Raw genomic sequence first — 21,668 nt, 5'->3', positions numbered from 1 at the left:
GTAACTTTTCCAGAAATCCATTCGTCCAATAAGTGAAAGGAAGCTAGCGAAAAGGAGGTGGCGATACTGAAACTGGATTCCTATGAAACAGAATTGATTGGCTTTGCCAAGGAAATCATTGCCTATTTGGTCAAGTCAGGCATTCCTCCAGAACAGGCAGAAGATGTGGTGCAAGATGTTTTCGTAAAATTGCTGGAAATTCCGACTACCATTCGCCAGGAGAAGTTGCGAGCATGGATGTACCGATCTTCCATTCGGCGCTATATAGACAAATACCGTCGGCAGGTTCGCTATATGGAACTCTTGCAGGCTTCGTTTTTGGGAGAGCAAGCTCTTGCTCCTTTTGAGAATGCCTGTTATGAAGAACTAAAAGAAATTGTAGTTCGTCTGCCCAAGCAAGATCAATTGCTCCTTGACTTGATGTACTTTCAGGGCTTTTCCCAAAAGGAAATCGCAGCTCTCTTAGGATGGGGACTAAGTAAGGTCAAGGTTAGTCTCTTTCGGAGTAGGAAAAAGCTAAAAAAACAATTAGAAGAGAAAGGATTTGGAAATGGAAGCATTAGAATTATTAGCAAAGAAGAAAAATCGTAGGTTAAATTTGAAGATCCTCCTGGTCAGTTTTTTTGTGGTATGCGCTAGTCTTTATTCCCTCTACACCATCGGAAAAACCCTAGCCACTAGACATCGTGACCAACTGCAAGATTATGTGTATAACTTGTCCAATATTGCCTATCCTAATATTCAGTTTGATCGGTGGGCTACCAACGCAATTAGTCCGTTTTCGGGAACCTTCCGAGCCGATCGCTACAAAACCTTAGCAGGAATTGAGGTGCCCTACGAGTCTTTTGAGGGAGCCTACTCCATCGGCCAGCATACGATTGACCTAGCAAGAGAAGAGGTTGTTGACGCATTTGGTTATTATTCAACTTACGGTTTGCGGCAAAAATACCCCCAATTCTTTAGTGTGGATGCGGAAATGGCAGAACAGATGCCACCACATCAGGACCTTGCCTACACCAGTCAAATGCAAGGCCAGTTGGTTGAAGTAGCCATTACTTTTGATCAGGGCTATACCTTTTCTGAAATCCAAGACAAGATTCCAGAAGCACTATCGATTAACTGGTACTGGATTGGACCGCTGTCCAATTACGATATGTGGGCAGGGCCGGCAGACTTATATGGTCTAAAAAGCTACCAACGTGTCTGGTTTAACAAAGAGAAAATGATGGGCTTTCAAACAGAATACCAACAGTTTCTCACCAATTTACAATCCGAAGACCTACAATCATATTACAAGGAAGAGGGGATCGACCAGGAAATCAAGCAATTCATTGCTGAAAACCAAGATGGTAGTAAGACACGCTTTGCAGGCATAATTTTGACAGGCAGAGCAGAAGACATGGCAGAGCTAGTCGGTCAAGATTGGATTTACGCAGCCAGTATCGGAGCTAGCATACAAAACCAACCATATTATCAACTAGTTGGAGAATAGAAAGTATGGTTGAAGGGGTAGTTTGTACTATTGGAATAAGTAGGGTAGTTATATTTTTACTCAATTGTGATTTGGAAATGCGAAATATTCATCCAGAAAGTTGGAAGCCGGCTAGCAGGAATCGGCAATAAATTAAAAAACGATAGAAAATGCTTGCATTTCTGCTACAATTTGATAGAATAGTAAGGTAAAGTTAGACCGTATTGCCTACTGTCTATCTATAAAATATATTTTATTGGAGGCTTTTACCAAAATGGCAAAAGAAAAATACGATCGTAGTAAACCCCACGTTAACATTGGTACAATTGGACACGTTGACCACGGTAAAACTACTTTGACTGCAGCTATCACAACTGTATTGGCACGTCGCTTGCCTTCATCAGTTAACCAACCTAAAGACTATGCGTCTATCGATGCTGCTCCAGAAGAGCGCGAGCGCGGTATCACTATCAACACTGCACACGTTGAGTACGAAACTGAAAAACGCCACTACGCTCACATCGACGCTCCAGGACACGCGGACTACGTTAAAAACATGATCACTGGTGCCGCTCAGATGGACGGTGCGATCCTTGTAGTAGCTTCAACTGACGGTCCAATGCCACAAACTCGTGAGCACATCCTTCTTTCACGTCAGGTTGGTGTTAAACACCTTATCGTCTTCATGAACAAAGTTGACTTGGTTGACGACGAAGAATTGCTTGAGTTGGTTGAAATGGAAATCCGTGACCTTCTTTCAGAATACGATTTCCCAGGTGATGATCTTCCAGTTATCCAAGGTTCAGCTCTTAAAGCCCTTGAAGGTGACGCTAAATACGAAGACATCGTTATGGAATTGATGAACACTGTTGATGAGTACATTCCAGAACCAGAACGCGACACTGACAAACCATTGTTGCTTCCAGTCGAGGACGTATTCTCAATCACTGGTCGTGGTACTGTAGCTTCAGGACGTATCGACCGTGGTACAGTTCGTGTCAACGACGAAATCGAAATCGTTGGTCTTCAAGAAGAAAAATCTAAAGCAGTTGTAACTGGTGTTGAAATGTTCCGTAAACAACTTGACGAAGGTCTTGCCGGCGATAACGTTGGTGTGCTTCTTCGTGGTGTTCAACGTGATGAAATCGAACGTGGTCAAGTTATCTCTAAACCAGGTTCTATCAACCCACACACTAAATTCAAAGGTGAAGTTTACATCCTTACTAAAGAAGAAGGTGGACGTCACACTCCATTCTTCGACAACTACCGTCCACAGTTCTACTTCCGTACAACTGACGTAACTGGTTCAATCAAATTGCCAGAAGGTACTGAAATGGTAATGCCTGGTGATAACGTTACTATCGACGTTGAATTGATCCACCCAATCGCCGTTGAACAAGGTACTACTTTCTCTATCCGTGAAGGTGGACGTACTGTTGGTTCAGGTATGGTTACAGAAATCGAAGCTTAATTCGATTGAGTTCCCAGAAATAACAATTATAGTCAGACAACTAAATTGTAACTCTCTACTTTCGGGTAGAGAGTTTTTCTGTAAGTATTCATAAAATGCACGGAAATGCTTTATCCTTGCCTGATTTTATGCTATAATGGGCTTTGTAAAATAAAAAAGAAGAGGTATGTGAAATGTCACGTAAACCAATCATTGCAGGAAACTGGAAAATGAACAAAAATCCTCAAGAAGCACAAGCTTTCGTTGAGGCAATTGCAGGGAAATTGCCTGCAGGCGACAAGATTGAAGCAGCTATCGCAGCTCCAGCTGTAGATTTGAACGCTCTTTTGTGGTTCGCTAAAGATTCTGAATTGAAAGTTGCTGCTCAAAACTGCTACTTTGAAGATGCAGGTGCCTTCACTGGTGAAACATCTCCAAAAGTATTGGCTGAAATGGGCGTTAACTACGTTGTTATCGGTCACTCAGAGCGTCGTGATTACTTCCATGAAACTGATGAAGACATCAACAAAAAAGCTCACGCTATCTTCCGCAACGGTTTGACTCCAATCATCTGCTGTGGTGAGTCACTTGAAACCTATGAAGCTGGTAAAGCAGTGGAATTCGTAGGTGCACAAGTTTCTGCAGCTTTGAAAGACTTGACTGCTGAACAAGTAGCATCACTTGTTATCGCTTATGAGCCAATCTGGGCAATCGGTACTGGTAAATCAGCTACTAAAGATGATGCACAAAACATGTGTAAAGCAGTTCGTGACGTTGTTGCAGCTGACTTCGGTCAAGAAGTGGCTGACAAGGTTCGCGTTCAATACGGTGGTTCTGTAAACCCTTCAAACGTTGCTGAATACATGGCTTGTCCAGACGTTGACGGTGCCCTTGTTGGTGGTGCTTCACTTGAAGCTGAAAGCTTCTTGGCACTTTTGAACTTCTAATTAATAATAATCATAAGTGAGCTGTTTCTACTATGGCTAGCTGATTAAGTATTGTTTGGGTTTGGTTCTGAATAGTTCAGAACTAAACCCTTTTTCATAGTTTTTTTGATTAGCTCAAAAATAATCCATTTCTTTTTTATTTGATAAGTTTTTTATTACTTAGTAAATATTTGTTTAAAGTTATTTAAAAAGTAAAGTAGTGTTTTCTAAATGGAGTCGGAAACATAATAAGACTTCAATTGTAAATAAATAGATTGATATGGAATTCGTAATTGATATGTAAGATACGATCAGTTCTTAGTAAAGTGCACATGTCTGGATTATTATGTTGCTAATTTACAAGTTTGTTGAAAAAGTTTATAATGTAGGAGTTATACAAGTGAGGAAAGTAAATAATGTCAGAAGTAAATAATCAACGTCAGGAGAAGATGGTGAAGGGAGCCATCTGGATTACTGCGGGAAATATCATCAGTAGGTTATTAGGTATTATCTATATTATCCCTTGGCTTATTTGGATGGGAGAATACAAATCAGAAGCTAACGCCTTGTTCAGTATGGGATATCAAGTCTATGCTAATTTCTTATCTTTTTCAACGATTGGTATTCCAACAGCGGTAGCAAAGCAAATCACTCAATATAATGCTAAGGGGAGGCAGGATATTTCTTACTACCTAGTAAGAGAATTTTTAAAATTCATGCTGGTGATGGGTGCTTTTTCAGCAGTCCTAATGTTTATTTCGTCTCCATTATTATCGGCTGCTTCAGGTGAACCTACGGATCTTATTCCTATTATGTATAGTTTGGTTCCGCCTTTATTTATCTTCCCAGCAATGAGCATCATTCGAGGATTTTTCCAAGGCTACCATGATATGCGTCCATTTGCCATTAGTATGATTGTAGAACAAATTGTGCGTGTTGTATGGATTCTTTCTACAACTTATGCCATTATGAAGATGGGTTCAGGAAACTATCTAGATGCTGTCACTCAATCAACCTTTGCCGCATTCATTGGTATGCTTGCAAGTGTGATTGTTTTAGTGATTGAGCTTCAAAAATCGGGGCATTTGAAAAAAATCTTGCAGAAAAAGCCAACTTCTGTGGAAGTCAATATCAAAGTATTGATCATTGAAACCTTGAAGGAAGCTGTTCCGATAATCATACTTGGTATGATTATCCAGTTGTATCAATTTGTTGACCAACTGACTTTTATCAATACTATGAAGCAGTTTACCGACCTTACGGGAGAAAGGCTGCTGACTCTGTACTCTTATCTAGTGGCAAATCCAAGTAAGATTACGATGTTGATTATTGGCATTGCTAATTCGATTAGTGGTGTTGCATTTTTATTGATTACAGAGAGTTATATTCAGAAGGATTTTAAAGAAACTGCTCGTCTCATATCCAGCAATTTACAAATGATGTTTATCTTTGTGACTCCGGTCATTCTTGGGGCGGTTCTTTTGGCCAAACCTCTCTATACAATTTTTTATGGTCAATCAGAAGATGTAGCTATCCATCTCTTTGTTGCCAATCTTTTGTTGATTTTCCTACAAGGACTCTATGCCGTATTTGGAATTGCAATTCAAGCAGTTTTCCAGAAGAAAAAAGGACTAATCTATTTTGGAATTGGATTTGCTGTCAAATTACTTATACAAATTCCTAGTATCTACTTGTTCCAAGTATATGGTTCCTTGATTTCAACAGCGATTGGTCTAGCAGTCACCCTGGTCTTGTTTTATAGGTGTATTCATCAGGCAGTTCCGTTTGATATAGATTCTCTAAAACAAAACAACAGTAGTATCATATGGATTAGTCTCCTGATGGGAGCGTGCGTGTGGGTAGTAGAATTCTTCCTTAATGGAATCATTCCAGTCACGGGTTATTTTTCCAGTTTTGTTCATATTATGGTTTCAGGTAGCATTGGGGGATTGGTTTTTATTGTTTTGGGATTGAAAACTCGCCAGCTCGATTTATTGATTGGAGAACGTGCCCATACTCTTAGACAGAAACTTCATCTTTAGGATTATTATTCCATCATATCAAATCATAAAAATAAGCTTGAACGATGTGTTCAAGCTTATTTTTTAGGCTGAAAGTATGAATTAGTAAATAAATAATTTAGAGCTAGAGAGTAACTACTGATGAGTTTTATTATTGGCTGTTTTTATCGCCGTCCCAGTATTTTTTTCAATACTTGTATCAGACGGTATTTAATGGGGAATGGGTGATGAAGGAAGGTTCCCATCTTGCGGATGATGTAGCCGTTAAAGTTTTGTTTGAATCGTAAAACACCATCACTACCATCAAATTGACCAGTGATACCAAGGAGGTTGTAGAAAGGAATTTCTTTTGAAATTGCTGTTCGCATGACATGTTCCTGCAAGGCAACTGGGGCGTAGAAACGGTTAAATTCAGTATAAGATCCACTGTAGAGGTAGACAGCCTCTTGTGGAGTATAGACAAAGAGACTGGCTGCAAGAGGGGTATCCTGCTCTCCATATTGGTTGATCAATTCTTGTGCTTCCTCTTTACGTGTGGTAAATGTATTGAATTGATCGGTATATTCTCGGAGTTTGTTTTGTTTTTTGACAGAGGCAGGATTAACATCTAAATCGGCTTTTAATTGTTCAATTTTCTGTGCTAATTTTTGCTGCTCTTTGTCCAAATTGGAGTAATATTCTAAAAAATTGATTGTTGCCAACATAAACTCGGCACAATCTCCAAATGCATCAAAGAAGAGTTGGTAATATTCTAAACTCTTATCAGCATAGTTACGACGCTGAGAGGTAGCAGTGGTAATGTCCTTAAAAAGGTGCAGTTCGCTTCTTTCTAATTTTTTTAGCTTTATACCAAAGCTGGCTGTTTTATTGGCTAAAGGTATTCCTTTTTTGGTGTAAGATTTTCGCAGGTTTTCGAGAGTCAGATGAGAAAGGTCTTTTGCATATTGCCAAAATAATTGACTACCGTCATAGCCAGTTTGGAATCCTTGATGAGTAAACCCACAGGTTTGATAGACGGACAAGAGTTCGTCATTTTTTTGACTAATAGCTTCTCCGTTGTTATCAAATAGTTGATAGACTTCATTCGGAATAATGGACAGTTCCAGAACATTCTGCTTTTTTACATAGTGTTTTAACTCCTTTAAAAAGCTAGCCAGATAGGAGGAAGAGGTGTAAACGGGTCCCCAATAAATTTCCATCTTGATTCCGCCAAAGAGTTTTTGTGAGTAGGCAAGTGCGGCAACCGTCACTTCTCCAGTTCCATTTTTGAATCCAAGAAACTGGACCTTGTATCTGCGGTTTTGTCGTAATTTTGCCATTTCAAGTGACTGCTCGAAACTTGTCTTGGGTTGAGAATGGACAAAGGTTTCAAATTCATGTTCGGTTAATAATGTAAAAGTCATAAGTTTCCCTTTATGAACGTCTCAATAATTTTTTTAGTATTTGAATCGTCTTGTATTTTAGTGGCTGTGGATAAAAGTGGAAAGTTCCCATTTTCCGAACAACGTATCCATTGAAATTCTGTTTAAATCGTAGAACGCCATCGCTGCCGTCAAATTCTCCCATAATACCAAGGAAATTGTAAAAGTTAATCTGACGGTTGATGGCTTCCAACATCACATGTTCCTGCAGTAGGAAAGGTGCATAGAATTTATTGAACTCCGTATAGGAACCGCTGAAGAGATAGACGGCTTCTTGTGGTGTATAGATGAATAGACTTCCTGCAAGAACGACATCTTTAGGACCGTACTTTTGGAGGAAACCATTGGTTTCTTCTATCCGTTGTTGAAGAGCATCTAGTTGTTTAATGAGATTTTTCAGCTTAGTTTTTGGTTTGACGCTATCAGGTTGAGGACCATGTACAGCGAAGATTTCTTCCATTTCAGCCTGGATTGTTGTTTGTTCCTGCATCAGAAGCTGGAGGTATTCCTGAAAATTGAGGGTGGCAACCATGAATTCAGCAGACGAACCAAAACTATCATAAAAGTCTAGGTAATAAGCAAGCCCTTTATCGGCATACTCACGACGTTCAGATGTGGAGCTAGTAATTTCCTTGAAAATGTGGAGTTCGTCACGTTTTAGGGGTCGTATTTTCATGTTAAAGCTGTGGACTTTTTTCATGATTGGGCGCCCTTTTTTACTGAAAGAAGCAATCAAGTTCTCGGACTGGATACCCGTCAAATCTTTTACATAATGCCAGTCAGGCTCTCCACCCGGATAGCCTGTTTTAAGACCGTCATGTTGATAGCCTAGATTGGTTAAATAAGTAATTCCTTCTTGATTTTCTGAACTGGTTGGCTGGCCATCGCTATCAAATTGCTGATAATCTTGAGCTGGTTTTACAACTAGCTCTAGGACACCGTTTGTGGTTGCATACTCTTTTAAATGCTTATAAAATTCAGGTAAATAGTTATCATCTGTTGACACAGGACCAGCATTTAGCTCCATGTAAATCCCCCCAAACATTTTCTTGGTATAGATGAGGGCGGAGATAACTAACTCTTGTTGAGGATTCCAAAGACCAAGAAAGGAGACCGTAAAGCCTCGTTTCTCTAATAGAGTAGCCATTTCAGGTGACTGCAAAAATGATTTACTGGTTGCCAGCTGACAATGTTCCAGAAATTCTTCTTTGCTAATAGTCCTAAATGTCATTAGTGTTTACTCCTTAATTTTTTTCGGATTGTATAGGCGGTGGTTGTTAATTTGTAGAGGAAGTGATTTACTGGGACGGTAAATTCCCCAAGATACTCTTCAATGAGAGGGTTGAATTTTGATTTATAACTAAAGAGCCCACCATCTAGTTGGTTTTCAATCCCTCCCATATTTTGCCATGAGGCACCGCGATTAAACGCCTGTCTTGCTGTTTCATACCAAGTCAGAATGGCAGGTTGGTAACGGCGATATTCTTCATCCATTCCAGCATAGAGATTGTCAGAAGTTGGGCCAAAATCAACTGAAAGTGTTGCAGCGAGAGAGGCAAGGTGATGACCCTCAGCTAATTTCTTTCCCAGGAATGCCAGTTCTTCTAATGTTTTTTCTGTGTCTTCCCGATGTTGGGCTCGTTTACCTGGCTTGGTCTTTTCTGTAAATTTGAGAGCTTCTTGTGCTAACTTTTCCTTTTGGGCAAGGAGGGTGTTGTGGCGTTTGTCTAAATCCAGTTGCGTAATGGTGATAAAAGAATGCTTTGGATATGTTGTCAGTATTTTTTCATAATAAGCTTTATCTCTCAGAGAGATCGATTTGCGTTTCTCAGTTTTTTTCATGAGTGCAGCAAATTCATCTAGCCATTCGATGCCCCCAACTTGAACTACAAGTCCTTTATTCAAGGATGTGCGAATGGTTTGGCGTGTGCTTTTCGACAGAGTTTCGTCGGAAAAGTAGTCCCTGTGGATATTGGCTTGGAAGCGGGGTTGGATACTTTGTGCCATATCCTGAGTCCGTCCTGTCCATTCAGCACCTGCCTTTTGGAGAATTGACAGCTGTGCAAGGGTTGTAGGGTTTTCTTCAACTTCTTGCCCAATTTTATACTGTTTGAGTAGGAGAGCTGGGTCAAATTTAATGAAGAGGGCTCGCTTGGTTTTACCGAATTTTTTTAGAGAAGCAAGGACAAATTGAACCAAGTCTTGGTTTGAGTAGTCCATAATCGGGCCACGTGGAATATAGAGCATGCTAAAGCCAGCAGGTAAGGGGCGGATTAGGACAGAAGCAACGGCCACTAAACTGCCATCTTGGTAGAATCCCAAGCGCTCATTGCCCCAACTGTCTTTAATCGCAGCCCAGTTGCTGCTTTGCAAGAGGTTGACTTGGGACGATTGTTTTGCAAATTCATCGTGTTCTTGGGCAGGAATGCCAATTTTATAGGTGTACATTAGTTTAATACCCACTCTCTAATGGCGTGTGCAACACCATGTTCATCGTTTGATTTGGTAATGGTTTTGGCGATTGCTTTGACAGAATCGCTTCCGTTTTCCATGACAACTGGATGGCCAACAACTTCTAACATTGGTCGGTCATTTTCCTGGTCACCAATGGCCATGGTTTGGTCCATGGTTAAGCCTAATGTTTGAGCTAACGCGATAATGGCCAATCCCTTATTGGCTTGTTTTGGTGTGAACTCCAGATAAAATGGGGCTGACTTGGCAATCGTAAAGCGATCAAAGAAGGCTGCTGGAATGGTTTCAAGAGCTCTATCGAGCCGCTCAGGCTCATCCACCATCATGACCTTAATAATTTCCTTGTCCGTCATTTCTTCAGGAGTCCGATAGAAAATCGGTGCATTGACCAAGGTAGACTCATAGACTGTGTACTTTCCGATATTACGGTTGGCAGTAAACAGACCTTCCTTGGTGCTGGCATGCATTGGAAGGGAGAGTGTATTGGAAAGGTGAACCAAGTCCAAGTAGTCTTGATAGGACAGGGTGTTTTTAACCAGGTCCTCACCAGTATGGGCATCTTGTACTAAGCTACCGTTAAAGGTAATGACGAAGTCGCCAGCTTGGTTGAGCTGCAATTCTTCTAAAATATGGTGTACGCCAGAAATAGGGCGTCCTGTTGCAATGACAATCTTGACGCCGGCTTCCTTTGCTTCTTGGATGGCTTGCTTGACATCAGGTGTGATTTGGTGTTGGCTATTGAGTAAAGTGCCATCTATATCGACAGCAACGAGTTTAATGCTCATGATCGTTTCCTTTGATAAATTGGTCGTTGTGAATATGACTGATGAAGTCTTGGTTGTAATGGGAAAAAATCCCTGCTTCATCCAACATTTCCTTAGGGAAATAAAAGCGGCTGTCACCGTGCACTGTACCAGACAGTGAGGCTACGATTGGAGACAATTGCGAAAGCTCGACAAGGCTACCATCTTTTCGCATGATTTCAATCTGGGTCCGTTTTTTCTGGTCATTTGGTCGATAAATATCGTAAGGCAGGTCAAAATTATGGTGGATAGCCGAGTAGTATTCGGGATCAAATCCCACATCTGCGACCAGGTGTCGGAGAGAATCAAGTTCCTCTTCCTGCTCTGCCTTAAAGGTAATGGACTTAAAGACCTTGCGATTAATATAACGTTGAGCTAGGTCTGAAAGTGTTCGGTCAGGTCCATTGATCCAGGATTGGAAATAGGTGTTCATAACCCCATCATCCAAGGCCAAGTAGTCCTCTAAATCAAACTGATGTTCGAAAAAGGGAATCAGTCTCGGAGATGTTAATTGGAAAAACTGTTTTTCAACGGGGTAGAGAATTTTTGCTCGCTTTAAAAGGTTTTGCAGCAGCACTTCCATGGAGCGACTGGCTGGATGGAAATAGACCTGCATGTACATCTGATAGCGACTAAGGACATAGTCTTCCACAGCGTGCATACCTGATTCCTTGAAGGCGATTCCTTGCGGAGTTGGGCAGATGACGCGGAGAATGCGGGTCAAATCAAACTCCCCATAGTTGGTGCCTGTAAAGTAGGAATCACGTAAGAGATAGTCCATACGATCGACATCAATTTGGCTGGAAATCAGTTGGACCACCTGTTTGTTAGGATAGGTATGTCGGATGACACTTGCTACTTTTTCTGGAAAATCTGGCGAAATCTGCAATAGGAGTGCATTGATTTCCGTATCTGGTGACAGGATGATTTGACAGGTCATTTCCTCATGGTCGGTATCAAATAATCGTTCAAACGTATGCGAATAGGCCCCGTGCCCCAAATCGTGTAAGAGGGCCGCTGTCATGGTTAAGAGGGACTCTCCTGCATCCCAAATATGGGCATAGTTATCCTCGAATTTTTGCGTGATTCTTCTAGCAATTTCATAGACACCTAAGCAATGAGAAAAACGACTATGCTCTCCTCCATGGAAGGTATAGGAGGTTGTTCCAAGTTGCTTGATACGGCGTAAACGCTGAAACTCACGTATGTTGATCAGATTGTAGATCAATTCGTGATCAACATGAATGTAGTTATGTACTGGATCTCGAAAAACTTTTTCAATCATACCTTCCATTATATCAAAATCTGCTTCATTCTTCTTCTATAAACCTTTTTTGGGGGCGGGTATTTACCTTTTTCTTGGTTTGGATTATAATAAAGAAATGACTGAAAAGATGATATTGACCCTTATCCAAATGATTTTGATTGCGATGATTGTTTGGATTTTGTACTTGATTGTTTCATATATGCGCCAGCATAAGGTTTCGATGACGGACCGATTTTGGACAGGTTTTGGAATCGGTTTTGTGACGGACTTGCTCGATACCTTGGGGATTGGCACCTTTGCGACGACAACCAGTCTCTTTAAGGCAACCAAACTGGTGGAGGAAGATCGACGTATCCCAGCCACTATGACGACGGCCCATATCATCCCAATCTTGTTGGAAGCTCTACTGTTCATTACCATTGTAGAGGTGGAGATGACCACCCTTGTCCCTCTTGCTATCTCTTCCTTTTTTGGGGCTTCTGTCGGTGCGCGTGTGACCCAAAACTGGGATACCAAGAAGGTTCAGCGGGTCTTGGGGGTCTTACTCATTGTTGCGGCGGGAATCATGGTTTATCGAATGGTAACGAATCCTGGTGCAGATTTGGGGACAGATGTTCGTGGATTAACAGGTTGGAAGTTGCTAGTTGGAATTGGATTTGATTTCTTAATTGGGATGTTGCTCAGCATGGGCTTGGGAAATTATGCTCCAGAATTGATTTTCTTCTCCCTAATGGGGATTAGTCCAGCAGTTGCTCTTCCGGTTATGATGTTGAATGCTGCCATGATGTTGTCTGCTGGGACCAAGCAATTCATTCAATCGGGTCGGGTTTCTTGGCCAGGTGTTCCGGGGATTATTGTCGGAGGGGTCTTGGGGGTTCTGACAGCGGCCTTTTTCCTTTCGAGCCTGGATATTAATAATTTGAAAATATTAGTGGTCTTTATTGCAATCTATACGGGTATGACCTTGCTACGTTCATCTTTTATTCAACAGGCAAAGAAAGAGGTATAAGATGCAGATCCGGTTACTGAATCAGATTCAATTGGATGACCAGACAGAGGTGGTACATCAAGTTTTTCCAGTCGAATTGACAGAAAAAAATGGCTCTCTTTATCTTCATTATCAAAATGAAGAAGAAGAAAAGGTTGTTTTGAAAATGACAAGGGATGAGCTGACCATGACGCGATTTTCAAATCCAAAATCAATCATGCGTTTCTTGGTTCAGCAAGAAGCTATCGTAACCATTCCGACTCCGATGGGAATTCAGCACTTTGTCACAAAAACAGACCGCTATCAATTTGAGCCAGAGGCTGGAAAATTGGCTTTGTCCTATGAATTGCGACCTTTAGAGAGGGATCAAGTCTTTGCCCGCTATCAGATGGAGATTTCTTGGGGAGATTAAAACGTTTCCAAAAAGGAAAAATTCTTGAAATTTTGCTCTAATTTTGTTATGATAGGTGACAAATCGAGGGAGTAGCTAGCGGATTTCGCTTTTTCCATCATCTTTATAGAGCAACCTGTTTATCAGTGATGAAAAGTCAGGAATTGTGAAAAAGGTGAGAGAAGAGGACATCCGTGATATTGTCGTCAATCCGACTTGTTTCCGGCAATATATTAAATAGCGAGACTTGTTTTAATAAAAACAGGTCTCTTTTTTATTGAAAAAGGTAGAAAAGGGACCGAAAAGGAGAAGGAAATTGTCAAAAGAACAAAAACGCGATTTGTTTTATACACAAAGCGAAGAGCAAGTATTGTCAAGCATGGAGTCTTCTTTAGATGGTTTGTCTAGCAGCGAAGCTAGCAAACGTCTAGCGGACTATGGTCGTAATGAATTGGATGAGGGTGAAAAGCGTACACTCTTAGCCAAATTCTTGGATCAGTTCAAGGACTTGATGATCATTATTTTGATTGCGGCTGCAATCCTAACAGTGATTACAGAGGGTTCACACGGTTTGACGGATGCTATTATCATCTTAGCGGTTGTTATCTTGAATGCGGCCTTCGGTGTTTACCAAGAAGGTCAGGCAGAAGCGGCAATCGAAGCTCTTAAGAACATGTCTAGTCCTGTTGCGCGTGCTCTTCGTGATGGTCACGTTGTAGAGGTTGATTCGAAAGACTTGGTTCCAGGTGATATCGTCTTGCTTGAGGCAGGTGACGTTGTTCCAGCGGATATGCGCTTGCTAGAAGCTAACTCACTGAAGATTGAGGAAGCTGCTCTTACAGGTGAATCTGTCCCAGTTGATAAAGACTTGTCAGCAATTTTGGCTGAAGATGCACCAATCGGTGACCGTGTCAATATGGCTTACCAAAACTCAAACGTTACTTACGGACGAGGTCTTGGTGTGGTTACAAACACAGGTATGTACACGGAAGTTGGGCACATCGCAGGCATGCTTGCCAATGCAGATGAGACAGACACACCGTTGAAACAAAACTTGCACCAATTGTCTAAGGTCTTGACTTATGCAGTATTGGTCATCGCTGTGATTACAATGGCTGTTTCAGTATTTGTACGTGGCGAAGGTATCTTGCCTGCTCTTATGACATCTGTAGCCCTTGCGGTTGCGGCTATTCCAGAAGGTTTGCCAGCAATCGTAACTGTTGTCCTTTCTCTTGGTACACAGGTCTTGGCAAAACGGAACTCTATCATTCGTAAGTTGCCAGCCGTTGAAACACTTGGTTCGACTGAAATCATTGCATCCGATAAGACTGGTACCTTGACCATGAACCAGATGACGGTTGAGAAAGTCTATACAAACGGCCAATTGGTGGATGCTAAAGAAGCTTTGGACGCAAGCAATACAACGCTTCGTGTTATGAACTTTGCCAACGATACGAAAGTTGACCCAACAGGTAAATTGATTGGTGACCCAACTGAAACGGCACTTGTTCAATTTGGTTTGGATCAAAACTTTGACGTTCGTGAAGTCTTGGTTTCTGAGCCTCGTGTGGCTGAATTGCCATTTGACTCAACACGTAAATTGATGTCAACCATTCATCAGCAAGCTGCTGGAAACTTCTTCGTAGCTGTGAAAGGTGCTCCAGATCAGTTGTTGAAACGTGTAACGCAAATTGAAGAAAACGGTACAGTTCGTCCGATTACTGATGCGGATAAGCAAGCTATCCTTGCAACAAACAAAGAGTTGGCTAAGCAAGCTCTCCGTGTCTTGATGATGGCTTACAAGTATGTGGATGCTATTCCTGAATTGGAATCTGAAGTCCTTGAAAATGACCTAGTCTTCTCAGGATTGGTTGGTATGATTGACCCTGAGCGTCCTGAAGCAGCAGAAGCTGTTCGTGTCGCTAAGGAGGCAGGTATCCGTCCAATCATGATTACAGGTGACCACCAAGATACAGCTGAGGCGATTGCAAAACGTCTTGGTATCATCGATCCAAACGATACAGAAGACCATGTATTTACAGGTGCAGAGCTCAATGAATTGACAGATGAAGAATTCCAAAAAGTCTTTAAACAATATTCTGTATATGCTCGTGTATCTCCGGAACACAAGGTTCGTATCGTTAAGGCTTGGCAGAATGACGGTAAGGTTGTTGCCATGACAGGTGATGGTGTAAACGATGCGCCATCACTTAAGACAGCCGACATCGGTATCGGTATGGGTATCACAGGTACGGAAGTTTCTAAAGGTGCCTCTGATATGGTCCTTGCAGATGACAACTTTGCGACTATTATCGTTGCGGTGGAAGAAGGACGTAAGGTCTTCTCAAACATCCAAAAAACCATCCAATATCTCTTGTCAGCTAACACAGCTGAAGTATTGTGTATCTTCCTTGCAACCCTCTTTGGCTGGGATGTATTGGAACCAGTTCATCTTCTTTGGATTAACTTGGTAACAGATACACTTCCAGCTATCGCCCTTGGTGTTGAACCTGCTGAGCCAGGTGTCATGCAGCACAAACCTCGTGGTCGTAACTCAAGCTTCTTCTCAGGTGGTGTCTTGAGCTCTATCGTCTACCAAGGTATTCTTCAAACAGCTCTTGTCTTGGGTGTTTACGGCTATGCTCTTCTCTATCCAGAGCATAGTACCTATGCTGAAATCCACGCAGATGCTCTTACTATGTCTTACTTGACGCTTGGTTTGATCCAGTTGGTGCATGCCTTCAACGTTAAGTCTGTTTACCAATCTATCTTTACCGTTGGTCCATTTAAGAATAAACTCTTTAACTGGTCTATCGTAGCTGCCTTCTTGCTCTTGATGGCAACCTTGGTAATTCCAGGATTCAATACCTTCTTCAAGGTTTCAATCTTGACACCAACTCAATGGTTGGTAGCCATTATTGGTTCAGGTCTCATGGTTGTCGTTGTTGAAATTGTCAAATTTGTACAACGTAAAATGGGCTTGGATGAAAAAGCGATCTAAGAATACATAAAAAACTCAGGCTTAGTCTGAGTTTTTTGTATCTTTGGATAAGTGGTAGCGGGGGAGAAGGAAGTTACTGACTAGGAAGACTGTCAGAGCTATTCCTGCAATAACCGTCTCGACAATGGGGGCAAAGGTTAGAAAGGCTAGGGCAATAATAGCTAGCAGGCTGATAATGTAGATGCTGAAGTAAAGTTTATTTGGTTGTATGGTGATATAATCGCCATTCTGCACTTCGATGGTTGATTTCTTATCTTCTCGGATAGCAAATTGGGCTGTTTTGCCTGTGAGCTTATGGGTAATCGTTTCCTTGTTTCCGATACTTCCAGCCGTTTGACCGTTGACTAAAAAGTGAAGTTTTCCGGCCGCCCCGACTGCTCCTGTATCCCGTTTAATGGTAATAGACATTGCAGACCTCCTTTTTCATTAGTATAGCACATATTGGTATAAGAATACATGTTATTTTTGAGATTTACTCTCTTAAAATAGCTTTATTCTTTACAAAATAGCCTGCATAGGCTAGACTAGAAATGGAGGTTTGCTATGTCTGCACTTACAGAATCATTTTTTGCCCGTAATAGTCGCTATCTGCCAGCTGAGTCGCTTGCATTTTTACAAGCACGATTAGAAGAACTAACCCCTAGACAACAAGAATATGTATTCAGCGTGAAACTCAAGGATCCCGTTTTGGCTTGGGTCTTTTCCTTCTTTTTTGGTCACTTGGCAGTTGATCGTTTTTATCTGGGACAATTTGGCTTGGCCTTGGCAAAATTGTTTTTGTGGTGGGCAACCTTGGGGCTATGGATCGTAGTTGATTGGTTTTTGATTGTCAAATCGACAAAGGAAAAAAATCTAGAACGCCTTCACCAGCAGTTGTTGGAGGCTTATTACATGCCGTAACATACTCTGTTTTCAGGGTATGTTTTGTCATTTAATTGTAATAGCAGAGGTGATTCGTTACCTGATTGTAACCAAAAACGTAAAAAAATCTGCTATAATAGAAAAATGTTCTAAAATGGAGGAAACTATGGGCAGTCGCTCTTTTTCATGGGGATTCTTACTGGCCTATCTTCTTGTTTTAGCTTGGAATGCAGGTTTGTTTGAACTCTTTCAAGTAGAAACTGGTCGAATACTGAGCCTGGACATCATACAAGTTTGGTCACATTCTCTGCCGCAATTGCTGACGGGTTTCCTACTCTATCTTCCTATGGGCATTCTTCTGGAACTCGTTTTTCGGACCGCTAGTTGGTTGCACAATTTAGTACTGACAGGACTTGTAGCTAGCTTCTTGGCTTGTGTGACCTATCTTTGCAAAGGCCAACTGGTGGGGCTTGATTTTCTCTTATTCCAAGGTTTTGGAGCTGCCATAGGGATAAATGTAGCCTATATTGCTACTAGTGTGTGGAGGGAAAAAGCCTATTCTCGACTACATCTTGTCTTTTTGCTTGGTTTTTTAGTGTTTTTTGGTACAATTTTACTAAAGGAATATTGGCAAGAAATAGGATTTTTGCTAGAATGAAAGAGATGAATCTCAAAGAAGAAATAATAGCCTTGTCAAAGGAAATTGGGATTTCCAAGATTGGCTTCACAACAGCAGATGACTTTGCTTACTTGGAGAAATCCTTGCGTGCTTCAATTGAAGAAGGTCGGTCGTCTGGATTTGAACATAAAAATATTGAAGAGCGGATTAGACCTCGCTTGAGCTTAAAGTCAGCAAGGACTATCATTTCAATTGCCGTAGCTTATCCGCGACACTTGCCTCAGCAGCCTCAGAAAACAGCTTTTAAACGGGGAAAAATTTCTCCGAGTTCATGGGGGTTGGATTACCATTATATCCTGCAGGACAAGATGGAACGCTTGGCGAGAGGTATCGAGCAATTGACTCAAGGGCTAGAGTACAAGGCCATGGTAGATACAGGTGCCTTGGTTGACACGGCAGTTGCTCAGCGTGCTGGAATTGGCTTTATCGGGAAAAGTGGACTAGTAATTTCAAAAGAGTTTGGCTCCTACATGTTTCTTGGTGAGTTGATTACCAATTTGGATATCCAGCCTGATCAGCCTGTCGACTATGGTTGCGGAGACTGCAATCGCTGTGTGGATGCTTGTCCGACCTCTTGCCTCTTGGGAGATACGACTATGAATGCCCAGCGCTGTCTTTCGTTTCAGACTCAGGATAAGGGCATGATGGATGTGGAATTTCGCAAGAAAATTAAAACCGTCATTTATGGTTGTGACATCTGTCAGATTTGTTGTCCTTACAACAAGGGGATTTCCAGTCCACCACTAGTGGACATTGATCCCGACCTAGCACATCCAGAATTGCTGCCCTTTTTAGATTTATCAAATGGGCAGTTTAAAGAAAAGTTTGGCTTGATAGCAGGATCCTGGCGTGGCAAGAATATTTTACAACGCAATGCCATCATCGCATTGGCAAATAGTAATGACCGCTCTGCCATTCCCAAACTATTAGAAATTATTGATAAAAAACAGAATCCAGTCCACATGGCAACAGCTATCTGGGCTCTTGGACAGTTGGTCAAACGTCCCAATCAGGAGATGATTGACTTTATTGAAGGGATTTCGTCAGACAATCCAGATGTTTTGACGGAAAAGGAGGCCTTCTTAAAGGTCGCCAAAAACCTTCAAGTATGATAGAATGTTAAGAATTAGAAACGAGGTAGCTATGGATACAGCAGAAATTCGCCAGAAAATCGAACAACTTGGCAGTAAATTAACATCATTTAGGGGGTCTCTTTGACTTAGAAGGTCTTGAAGAAGAGATTGCCATCTTAGAAAATAAGATGACCGAACCAGATTTTTGGAATGACAACCTGGCAGCCCAAAAAACATCACAGGACTTGAATGAATTAAAAGCAACCTATGGTAATTTCCACCAAATGATTGACCTGTTTGATGAAGCAGAAATCTTATTGGATTTTTTGTCAGAAGATGAAAGCGTTCGAGAAGAATTGGTTGACAAGTTGGCTGAGCTTGATAAGTTGATGGCAAGCTACGAGATGACCCTCCTCTTATCGGAGCCTTATGACCATAACAATGCGATTTTGGAAATTCATCCAGGATCTGGTGGAACAGAGGCACAGGATTGGGGTGAGATGCTCCTACGTATGTACACACGCTTTGGAAATGCCAAAGGTTTCACTGTTGAAACGCTTGATTACCAAGCAGGGGATGAAGCAGGGATTAAGTCTGTGACGCTTAGCTTCACAGGTCCAAATGCTTATGGACTTCTAAAGTCGGAAATGGGTGTGCACCGTTTGGTACGTATCTCACCATTCGACTCTGCCAAGCGTCGCCACACATCTTTTACATCGGTGGAAGTCATGCCAGAGTTGGATGATACCATTGAGATTGAAATTCGTGATGATGAAGTCAAGATGGATACCTTCCGCAGTGGCGGAGCGGGTGGACAAAATGTCAACAAGGTTTCAACCGGTGTGCGTTTGACCCACCTTCCAACTGGTATTGTGACCCAGTCAACTGTTGACCGTACCCAATACGGTAACCGTGACCGTGCCATGAAATTGCTCCAAGCCAAGCTTTACCAGCTTGAACAGGAGAAGAAGGCTGCAGAAGTCGATTCTCTTAAAGGAGATAAGAAAGAGATTACTTGGGGAAGTCAGATTCGTTCCTATGTCTTCACACCTTACACCATGGTCAAAGACCACAGGACTGGACATGAAGTTGCTCAGGTAGATAAGGTGATGGATGGAGACATCGAAGGATTTATCGATGCTTACCTAAAATGGCGAATCAGCTAAAACTATAGAAAGGATTGTCAGAGGACAAGTAAGACCTATGCCAATTATTGAAATGAAAGATGTTTCCAAGAAATATGGAAACGGGACAACAGCCCTTCGCGGTGTGTCCATAAATGTAGAACCGGGTGAATTTGCCTATATCGTAGGCCCTTCAGGTGCTGGTAAATCGACCTTTATTAAATTGCTTTATCGTGAGGAAAAAATCGATAAAGGGCACTTGAAGGTTGGGAAGTTTGACCTCTCAAAAATTAAAAAGCGTGATGTTCCCTTGCTGCGTCGTTCGGTCGGCGTTGTCTTCCAGGACTATAAACTCTTGCCAAAGAAAACAGTTTTTGAGAACATTGCTTATGCCATGGAGGTTATCGGAGAGAAGCCACGCAATATCAAAAAGCGTGTCATGGAAGTCTTGGATCTTGTTGGTCTCAAGCATAAAATCCGTTCTTTCCCAAATGAACTTTCAGGTGGTGAGCAGCAGCGGATTGCTATTGCGCGTGCGATTGTAAACAATCCGAAAGTCTTGATTGCCGACGAACCAACGGGGAACTTGGACCCAGAGAACTCTTGGGAAATCATGCATCTGTTGGAGCGCATCAATCTGCAGGGTACAACTGTCCTGATGGCAACCCACAATAGCCAAATCGTAAACACACTTCGCCACCGCGTAATTGCGATCGAAGACGGTCGTGTGGTGCGTGATGAAGCGGAAGGAGAATACGGATACGATGATTAGACGATTTTTTAGACACTTTATTGAGTCGCTAAAGAGCTTGAAGCGAAATGGTTGGATGACCGTTGCTGCCATCTCTTCTGTGACCATTACCTTGACCTTGGTCGGAATTTTTGCTTCAGTGATTTTGAATACAGCAAAATTGGCATCTGATTTGGAACACAATGTTCGAATTAATGTTTATTTGCGTGCCAACTCGACAGACAACGATGAGACTATTGTCAATGATCAGGGGGAGACAGTAGCCAATCCAAACTACAAATCCATCTACAACCAGATTATGGCCTTGGACAATGTGGAAAGCGTAACTTTTTCTAGTAAGGATGAGCAACTGCAACAATTGACTGAGAAATTGGGAGATACGTGGAATCTCTTTGCAGGGGATGCCAATCCACTATATGATGCCTACATCATCGATACCACTGATCCTCAATACGTGAAAACAGTTGCAGAAAAGGTGGCACAAATTGATGGAGTGACAGAAGTCCGTGATGGAGAAGTTGAAACAGAGCGCATTTTCAAACTGGCAGATATGGTCCGGACATGGGGCTTTGCAGCGACTGCTCTCTTGCTCTTCACAGCCATCTTCTTGATTTCCAACACCATTCGTATCACCATCATTTCCCGTAGTCGTGAAATCCAAATCATGCGTTTGGTGGGGGCGAAAAACAGTTACATCCGTGGTCCGTTCCTTTTGGAAGGTGCATGGGTTGGCTTGTTAGGAGCCATTGCACCAGCAACTTTGGTTTATTTTGTCTATGAAATGGTCTATGCTCAGGTGAATTCAACTTTGGCATCTCAAAACCTATCCTTGATTGATAAATCCATCTTCATACCGGGTATGATTGGCAGCCTTTTCTTGGTTGGTATTGTCATCGGTTCACTTGGTTCGGTGATTTCAATGCGCCGTTTCTTGAAGATTTAATAAAAAGAAAAAAGCCTAAGGGCTTT

20 protein-coding genes are annotated in these 21,668 nt (G+C 41.8%); 14 read left to right on the top strand and 6 right to left on the bottom strand.

Going from position 1 to position 21,668, the window contains the following annotated elements:
• Window positions 1-57 precede the first annotated feature (57 nt).
• From J5566_RS03595 to J5566_RS03575, 5 genes are all read left to right on the top strand, one after another.
• The gene (locus tag J5566_RS03595) at window positions 58-591 is read left to right on the top strand and encodes an RNA polymerase sigma factor (protein ID WP_348002275.1); all 534 of its coding nucleotides are present in this window, start codon (window positions 58-60) and stop codon (window positions 589-591) included.
• A complete protein-coding gene (locus tag J5566_RS03590) occupies window positions 551-1,492 on the top strand; it encodes an anti sigma factor C-terminal domain-containing protein (protein WP_208562110.1) in 942 nt (313 codons plus the stop codon). The genes J5566_RS03595 and J5566_RS03590 overlap by 41 nt, the downstream gene beginning before the upstream one ends.
• A 253-nt stretch (window positions 1,493-1,745) precedes the next feature.
• Window positions 1,746-2,942, top strand: coding sequence for an elongation factor Tu (tuf, locus tag J5566_RS03585; RefSeq protein ID WP_024531546.1), 1,197 nt, complete (start codon window positions 1,746-1,748; stop codon window positions 2,940-2,942).
• A 173-nt stretch (window positions 2,943-3,115) separates the two neighbouring features.
• Entirely contained in the window at window positions 3,116-3,868 is a 753-nt protein-coding gene (gene tpiA, locus J5566_RS03580; protein ID WP_004298713.1) for a triose-phosphate isomerase, read from the top strand.
• 395 nt (window positions 3,869-4,263) lie between these two features.
• Window positions 4,264-5,889: a putative polysaccharide biosynthesis protein gene (locus tag J5566_RS03575; protein ID WP_208562109.1), complete on the top strand. Its 1,626-nt coding sequence runs from the start codon at window positions 4,264-4,266 to the stop codon at window positions 5,887-5,889.
• 143 nt (window positions 5,890-6,032) lie between these two features.
• On the opposite strand, the gene J5566_RS03570 is transcribed toward J5566_RS03575, so the two are convergent.
• The 5 genes from J5566_RS03570 to J5566_RS03550 are packed head-to-tail and all read right to left on the bottom strand — an operon-like array spanning window position 6,033 to window position 11,849.
• A complete protein-coding gene (locus tag J5566_RS03570; RefSeq protein ID WP_208562108.1) occupies window positions 6,033-7,271 on the bottom strand; it encodes an aminoacyltransferase in 1,239 nt (412 codons plus the stop codon).
• A 10-nt stretch (window positions 7,272-7,281) separates the two neighbouring features.
• Window positions 7,282-8,520, bottom strand: a complete 1,239-nt coding sequence (locus J5566_RS03565; protein ID WP_208562107.1) for an aminoacyltransferase — start codon at window positions 8,518-8,520, stop codon at window positions 7,282-7,284.
• On the bottom strand, window positions 8,520-9,737 hold the full coding sequence (locus tag J5566_RS03560) for an aminoacyltransferase (RefSeq protein ID WP_208562106.1): 1,218 nt from the start codon (window positions 9,735-9,737) through the stop codon (window positions 8,520-8,522). The genes J5566_RS03565 and J5566_RS03560 overlap by 1 nt, the downstream gene beginning before the upstream one ends.
• Window positions 9,737-10,546: a sugar-phosphatase gene (gene yidA / locus J5566_RS03555; protein WP_208562105.1), complete on the bottom strand. Its 810-nt coding sequence runs from the start codon at window positions 10,544-10,546 to the stop codon at window positions 9,737-9,739. The genes J5566_RS03560 and yidA overlap by 1 nt, the downstream gene beginning before the upstream one ends.
• Window positions 10,536-11,849, bottom strand: a complete 1,314-nt coding sequence (locus J5566_RS03550; RefSeq protein WP_208562104.1) for an HD domain-containing protein — start codon at window positions 11,847-11,849, stop codon at window positions 10,536-10,538. Before J5566_RS03550 ends, yidA begins: the two co-directional genes overlap by 11 nt.
• A 97-nt stretch (window positions 11,850-11,946) precedes the next feature.
• Between J5566_RS03550 and J5566_RS03545 the strand changes: the two genes are divergently transcribed.
• From J5566_RS03545 to J5566_RS03535, 3 genes are all read left to right on the top strand, one after another.
• A complete protein-coding gene (locus J5566_RS03545; RefSeq protein WP_208562103.1) occupies window positions 11,947-12,840 on the top strand; it encodes a sulfite exporter TauE/SafE family protein in 894 nt (297 codons plus the stop codon).
• A gap of 1 nt (window position 12,841) precedes the next feature.
• Complete coding sequence (locus tag J5566_RS03540; protein WP_158454318.1) at window positions 12,842-13,231, top strand: DUF1934 domain-containing protein; 390 nt, start codon at window positions 12,842-12,844, stop codon at window positions 13,229-13,231.
• 295 nt (window positions 13,232-13,526) lie between these two features.
• Window positions 13,527-16,211: a cation-translocating P-type ATPase gene (locus J5566_RS03535; RefSeq protein ID WP_208562102.1), complete on the top strand. Its 2,685-nt coding sequence runs from the start codon at window positions 13,527-13,529 to the stop codon at window positions 16,209-16,211.
• Between the two features lie 21 nt (window positions 16,212-16,232).
• Here J5566_RS03535 and J5566_RS03530 read toward each other — a convergent pair whose 3' ends face one another.
• Window positions 16,233-16,619 (bottom strand): hypothetical protein, encoded by a 387-nt coding sequence (locus J5566_RS03530; protein WP_208562101.1) that lies wholly within the window; start codon window positions 16,617-16,619, stop codon window positions 16,233-16,235.
• Between the two features lie 135 nt (window positions 16,620-16,754).
• Between J5566_RS03530 and J5566_RS03525 the strand changes: the two genes are divergently transcribed.
• The 6 genes from J5566_RS03525 (at window position 16,755) to ftsX (ending at window position 21,642) form a co-directional block, all read left to right on the top strand.
• Window positions 16,755-17,111 carry a TM2 domain-containing protein gene (locus J5566_RS03525; RefSeq protein WP_208562100.1) on the top strand — a complete coding sequence of 119 codons (357 nt, stop codon included), beginning with the start codon at window positions 16,755-16,757 and terminating at the stop codon, window positions 17,109-17,111.
• Window positions 17,112-17,238: 127 nt separating this feature from the next.
• Entirely contained in the window at window positions 17,239-17,730 is a 492-nt protein-coding gene (locus J5566_RS03520; protein ID WP_208562099.1) for a hypothetical protein, read from the top strand.
• A 5-nt stretch (window positions 17,731-17,735) separates the two neighbouring features.
• Entirely contained in the window at window positions 17,736-18,863 is a 1,128-nt protein-coding gene (gene queG / locus J5566_RS03515; RefSeq protein WP_208562098.1) for a tRNA epoxyqueuosine(34) reductase QueG, read from the top strand.
• Window positions 18,864-18,894: 31 nt separating this feature from the next.
• Window positions 18,895-19,990 (top strand): peptide chain release factor 2 gene (gene prfB, locus J5566_RS03510; RefSeq protein WP_208562097.1). Its coding sequence is split into 2 segments (ribosomal slippage): window positions 18,895-18,966 and window positions 18,968-19,990, totalling 1,095 coding nucleotides; the frame shifts between segments, so codons are not numbered across the junction.
• Between the two features lie 37 nt (window positions 19,991-20,027).
• Entirely contained in the window at window positions 20,028-20,720 is a 693-nt protein-coding gene (gene ftsE / locus J5566_RS03505; RefSeq protein ID WP_208562096.1) for a cell division ATP-binding protein FtsE, read from the top strand.
• Window positions 20,713-21,642, top strand: coding sequence for a permease-like cell division protein FtsX (ftsX, locus tag J5566_RS03500; protein WP_208562095.1), 930 nt, complete (start codon window positions 20,713-20,715; stop codon window positions 21,640-21,642). Before ftsE ends, ftsX begins: the two co-directional genes overlap by 8 nt.
• Window positions 21,643-21,668 lie beyond the last annotated feature (26 nt).

The sequence above is a fragment of the Streptococcus suis genome (assembly GCF_017601095.1).
Taxonomy (GTDB): domain Bacteria; phylum Bacillota; class Bacilli; order Lactobacillales; family Streptococcaceae; genus Streptococcus; species Streptococcus suis_Z.
This window is presented reverse-complemented; position numbering and strand designations above follow the sequence as displayed.

Bases quoted from the DNA above. Each gene is read 5' to 3' on its own strand.
- J5566_RS03590 (WP_208562110.1), top strand. From the start codon at position 551: ATGGAAGCATTAGAATTATTAGCAAAGAAGAAAAATCGTAGGTTAAAT.
- tuf (WP_024531546.1), top strand. From the start codon at position 1,746: ATGGCAAAAGAAAAATACGATCGTAGTAAACCCCACGTTAACATTGGT.
- tpiA (WP_004298713.1), top strand. From the start codon at position 3,116: ATGTCACGTAAACCAATCATTGCAGGAAACTGGAAAATGAACAAAAAT.
- J5566_RS03575 (WP_208562109.1), top strand. From the start codon at position 4,264: ATGTCAGAAGTAAATAATCAACGTCAGGAGAAGATGGTGAAGGGAGCC.
- J5566_RS03570 (WP_208562108.1), bottom strand. From the start codon at position 7,271: ATGACTTTTACATTATTAACCGAACATGAATTTGAAACCTTTGTCCAT.
- J5566_RS03565 (WP_208562107.1), bottom strand. From the start codon at position 8,520: ATGACATTTAGGACTATTAGCAAAGAAGAATTTCTGGAACATTGTCAG.
- J5566_RS03560 (WP_208562106.1), bottom strand. From the start codon at position 9,737: ATGTACACCTATAAAATTGGCATTCCTGCCCAAGAACACGATGAATTT.
- yidA (WP_208562105.1), bottom strand. From the start codon at position 10,546: ATGAGCATTAAACTCGTTGCTGTCGATATAGATGGCACTTTACTCAAT.
- J5566_RS03550 (WP_208562104.1), bottom strand. From the start codon at position 11,849: ATGATTGAAAAAGTTTTTCGAGATCCAGTACATAACTACATTCATGTT.
- J5566_RS03545 (WP_208562103.1), top strand. From the start codon at position 11,947: ATGACTGAAAAGATGATATTGACCCTTATCCAAATGATTTTGATTGCG.
- J5566_RS03540 (WP_158454318.1), top strand. From the start codon at position 12,842: ATGCAGATCCGGTTACTGAATCAGATTCAATTGGATGACCAGACAGAG.
- J5566_RS03530 (WP_208562101.1), bottom strand. From the start codon at position 16,619: ATGTCTATTACCATTAAACGGGATACAGGAGCAGTCGGGGCGGCCGGA.
- J5566_RS03525 (WP_208562100.1), top strand. From the start codon at position 16,755: ATGTCTGCACTTACAGAATCATTTTTTGCCCGTAATAGTCGCTATCTG.
- J5566_RS03520 (WP_208562099.1), top strand. From the start codon at position 17,239: ATGGGCAGTCGCTCTTTTTCATGGGGATTCTTACTGGCCTATCTTCTT.
- queG (WP_208562098.1), top strand. From the start codon at position 17,736: ATGAATCTCAAAGAAGAAATAATAGCCTTGTCAAAGGAAATTGGGATT.
- ftsE (WP_208562096.1), top strand. From the start codon at position 20,028: ATGCCAATTATTGAAATGAAAGATGTTTCCAAGAAATATGGAAACGGG.
- ftsX (WP_208562095.1), top strand. From the start codon at position 20,713: ATGATTAGACGATTTTTTAGACACTTTATTGAGTCGCTAAAGAGCTTG.